This window comes from Vibrio sp. V10_P2A27P122, from assembly GCF_963874335.1.
Taxonomy (GTDB): domain Bacteria; phylum Pseudomonadota; class Gammaproteobacteria; order Enterobacterales; family Vibrionaceae; genus Vibrio; species Vibrio anguillarum.
On sequence record NZ_CAWNHY010000140.1, the window covers coordinates 1 to 4,165 of the forward strand.

The following is a 4,165-nucleotide window of genomic DNA, read 5'->3' on the forward strand; positions in this document are numbered from 1 at the left end:
CATAGCGCGGCTCCATGCGAAAGTGGGGGAATATAAAAACGCCTACAGTGTAGCACTGCAGGCGTTAAATTTAGAATCTTAAACAATAAGATGATAAAAAGGATTAAGCCAATTCAGCTTGCAGCCAAGGCCAACCTTGTTTCTTACGGCTTAAGGTATTTTCCATCATCAACATGCCATTTTGTTCGTGTTTGGCCAGTTTTTCAGCCCATTCACCAGTATAAAGAAGACGGGTCTGCGCGGTGGTAATGTCGGTCAACATCACGGCGGCAAACGCAAGGCCTTCCTCTTCGCAGCGACGAACTAGGTCTGCTTGAATGGCGTCAATCATGCCATCAACTTGTTCAAGCGTTGCCAATTCCACTTGACCAACCACCACATCACGGCCGTTGAATGGATAAGCTTTCAAATCTTTCTCAACAAGTTGAGCGGCAGATAAACCTTCAATGTCTGTTTTCGCAATCAAAAGCGCTTTAATAAAGGCATCAAGGTCTTCAACCTCAGCAATTTCAGCCAGTGCCAGCACGGCTTCTTTATCTTTTGGTGTGCACGTTGGAGACGCAAAACCGACCGTGTCAGACAAAATCGCAGACATCATCAATATGGCTAAAGGACGTGTGATTGGTGCATTTTCCATCTTGAATAGGTTGAACAAGATAGTACAGGTACAGCCGACTGGCCAAATCCACGCTTCTAGCGGATTCACTGTCATTACGTCGCCTAGGCGATGATGGTCAACAATACCGAGAATTTCCGCTTGGTTGATGTCATCAGGTGCTTGTGCAAGATCGGTATAGTCCACAAGCCATACTTTTTCGCCCGCGACGCTAGTACGAAGTTCAGGTTGAACAACACCAGCTGTTGCAAGAATGTGTTGAGTTTCACGGTTAATTTCACCCTGACGAACAGGCGTTGCTTCTAGACCACGTGCTTTAAGTAATTCAGCAGCAACTAATGCACCACAAATGCTATCACTATCTGGGTTTTTATGACCGACAACGAAAATCATCTTTCTTCCTATTTTAATGCTATTTAATGGCCTATCGAAGGTGATAGGCGAGATTGCTCACAAAGGCCGATACTTTACCTGATTTTCAGAATTTGTCATGGCTTGTGGTTAAGAAATTATGGCTAATTTAGCGCAGCATTCTGCTACCCCGAATCATTCAGTTAACCTGAGCACTCTGTTAACAAGGGCACTCCACTAACAAGAGGTAATCACTGCTCGGCTGGTTAAGCCACTTGCCAAGGAGACTTCAAATACTTTGACTGGCTCTGGCGAAAGCTTATCTCCTGTCCAGTAGTCATACCAATCCACTGGCTGGCTCGCTGTTAAGGTATAGTCACACGCCTCACCTTGGTAATTGAATAAGCAGTGCAGATCATTGCGTTCTGTTAACTTTAAAAATAGGTGATTGAGAGCCAATGAAGTTGGCTTAGCCGCATCTTGGTTGTGTTTGCGCCTAATCATTAACTTATTTAGGCTCTGCTTAGCAAAAGAGGTCCATTCTGGGAGTGGATCACCTGAAAGCAACAAGCCACCACACGCAAGCAATACATTGCGATGAAATTCATAGCTGATGCGATCGGTCGATTGATTCGCAAGCGACGTCAGTGTTGCGCAATCAGGATCAATTTGCCATAACTTGCGGTGCTGCCAACTGCGATAAAAAGTCTCTTTAGCGATTTGTTCAAAGCGCTGTGGCGAACGCTCGACATCGTCCGAAACACGCATGGCATCTACTAAACCCAGTGACGGCCACATCGGCGCGTTACATCCAAGTAACAAAACGCCAGCATGTTTGCTGGCGTTTCGTTGAGCTAATGACGGAATTACGCCACTTCGATTGGTCCACCGAATGACGTCACTGGTGGTACTTTACCAGTAAAAATTCCGATTTGAATAATATCTCTTTATCTTATCCAATGCAGTTACTGCCGATTAGACGTCAAAACGGTTGCGAAGCAGCAAGTAGTGATCGGAAATGGCCGAGTAATGTGTATAATCCTTCACTGTTTAATTTGTAATTATTTTATTGCGATATAAATTTCAACTTCCGAAGCGTTTTTATAAAATTCAAAGTCTGTGGTAAAAGCTCTGTCGTGGCTGCAGCCTTGCGAACTGAAATAAGCCCAAATTTCAGCCCATAATTGATACACAACTTGAGGAAACTGCCCCACTGCATTAAAGACAAGATATTTAGATGAAGCGATATGTGTATCTACCGAGCCAGGCAACATACTCATCGATAAAGTATCCGCGCAAGCAATAACATCAAACGCTCCCGTATGATCCGATTCATAGTTTGTATATACACCGAACACTTTCGAAGATTCAGTGAGTTTAGGAGCCGCTTGTGTATAAAACTTCTCCCATAATTTGCTGATTTTAGCCTTAGACGGGCTCGTTTCATCTTGATTAGTGGTACGAACACAAAACCCGATTGCATTAAAACTGTTAACATGGTTAATCGTCATCATTGAAATCTTCCTTATTACTGGTTGAAGCGATGAGGTTAACAACTACCGATAACCTCATCGCGGACTATACAAATTATCATTGTAATCTAGTTAGCGGGAACATCATCAGCTAAACGCACCGAGGCTTGGACGTTTTTAAAGCCGTATGATTGTAACTGCTGCTCAATCGCTCGTTCCGTTTCAGAATAATCGACAGGTGCTGTTGTAACAGCAGAACGCGACATTGCACTCATCGCACGTGTATTACCGGATAATGGCTTCTGATCCATCAACTCAATTTTGCCTGCAAACGATTCTTCATAGATTATTACACCTTTGATCATACTGTGCTTAGGTTGCTCGACTTTACCAAGTCGGTTGAGCAAGGTCTCTTGGCCATACATACGGCTCATCTTATTCCAATCCCAAAGCGTGTTAATTCCTGGAATGTCACGGTGGTCATACAAATAGTCCAGGCTTTTCTCCCGATGTTTATCCATGCGACCAATCAAGAAACTATGCTGTAAATGCCGACGGTGTGATTCTGCACTAAGCATAGGGTTGGTAAAAGAACGAATCGGGCCATCAAACTCTAACTCGTAAGACATGTCGACATTAGCCCTATATGGAAAAGTCATGTCCGCCCTATAGAGCTCTAACACGGCCAAACCAGAACTTCTTGGTTCTAAAACTGGTCGGCCTTGAACTGTCACTCTTGTGCTTTCTGAACCTCCTACCACGTCAGACCAACTTGCTGTATTGTCGATGCTAGTTTCTGCTGTAAATGAAAAACTCATTGTAGTTGTCACTTTACCACCAGCGATCCCAGGAAATCCTCCACTACCTTCAGATGCCACCGAAAAGCCCGTAGTGGTACCAATTTTAAATCCAACAGAAGAGCTCGCTGATCTAGTATGGCTCCATGATTTGTTAGCGTCATAAGCGAGATCAACAACAAAAGTTTGCGGGCTATTCGTTCGGTTCTCTAAAGGCACAACAAGACTGCCGATTTGCTGCTTACCACTTGTTACTACCGGTCCATCCAATACAAAACTATCACTATCAATTAAGTATTCGATATTTTTCACAGTTATGCTGGTCTTATCACAGCTGTTTGGCTGGCAGTAACCTTCTTCATTCCCCTTTATGCGGTATTCACCCGGACCAAGGCGGGTAACGGTCATGTCCTCGCCAACATTTTTAGCTGAATTACCCCACAAGTTGTGAAAACCAAGTGAATAGCCAAGCAACGCGGCTGGTTTGATGAAATTTTCGAGATCATTAAAAACAAGCCACTCTATTTTATCTTCAGACCCTTGTTCAACAATAAGTGGGGGAAATTGAGGGAAAAGATGATCCTGAATAACTGAGGTAGTCTCTGTCGATTCAGGATAACAAACGGTATTATTACTCGACTCATCTTTTGTAAAACGCTCACCAGGGCCTTTAAAACCACGCCCCTTAATAATCCAATTATTGCTGAGGGATGCAGTTTCCCAACGACCCAGTTTTTTAAGTGTCGCTTGACGTACATCGGCACTCCTTAGCTCTTTCCTGGTAAGCGCTCTATAACCTGCCTCGCAAATTCCCATACCAATATCACGGAAAATCACAATATTAGCTGGGTCCACAATATCGCTATCGCTGTTATTTTTTAGCGAGGAGCACTCCACTGCATAAGCATATGAACCAAACAATACTGCAG

3 protein-coding genes and 1 pseudogene are annotated in these 4,165 nt (G+C 43.8%); all 4 read right to left on the minus strand.

Going from position 1 to position 4,165, the window contains the following annotated elements; translation table 11 throughout:
- Positions 1-103: 103 nt before the first annotated feature.
- Positions 104-1,009: a manganese-dependent inorganic pyrophosphatase gene (locus AACQ17_RS06985; protein ID WP_094147620.1), complete on the minus strand. Its 906-nt coding sequence runs from the start codon at positions 1,007-1,009 to the stop codon at positions 104-106.
- Positions 1,010-1,204: 195 nt separating this feature from the next.
- Positions 1,205-1,786: pseudogene (locus tag AACQ17_RS06990) on the minus strand (glycoside hydrolase family 36 protein); the annotation flags it as partial.
- 242 nt (positions 1,787-2,028) lie between these two features.
- On the minus strand, positions 2,029-2,478 hold the full coding sequence (locus tag AACQ17_RS06995; protein WP_094147559.1) for a GyrI-like domain-containing protein: 450 nt from the start codon (positions 2,476-2,478) through the stop codon (positions 2,029-2,031).
- 89 nt (positions 2,479-2,567) lie between these two features.
- On the minus strand, positions 2,568-4,165 hold a 1,598-nt coding region (locus AACQ17_RS07000; RefSeq protein ID WP_141201466.1), incomplete at its 5' end, for an aerolysin family beta-barrel pore-forming toxin.

What these genes read in the sequence shown, in the direction of transcription:
- AACQ17_RS06985 (WP_094147620.1), bottom strand. Translation starts at nt 1,009, where the DNA reads ATGATTTTCGTTGTCGGTCATAAAAACCCAGATAGTGATAGCATTTGT.
- AACQ17_RS06995 (WP_094147559.1), bottom strand. Translation starts at nt 2,478, where the DNA reads ATGACGATTAACCATGTTAACAGTTTTAATGCAATCGGGTTTTGTGTT.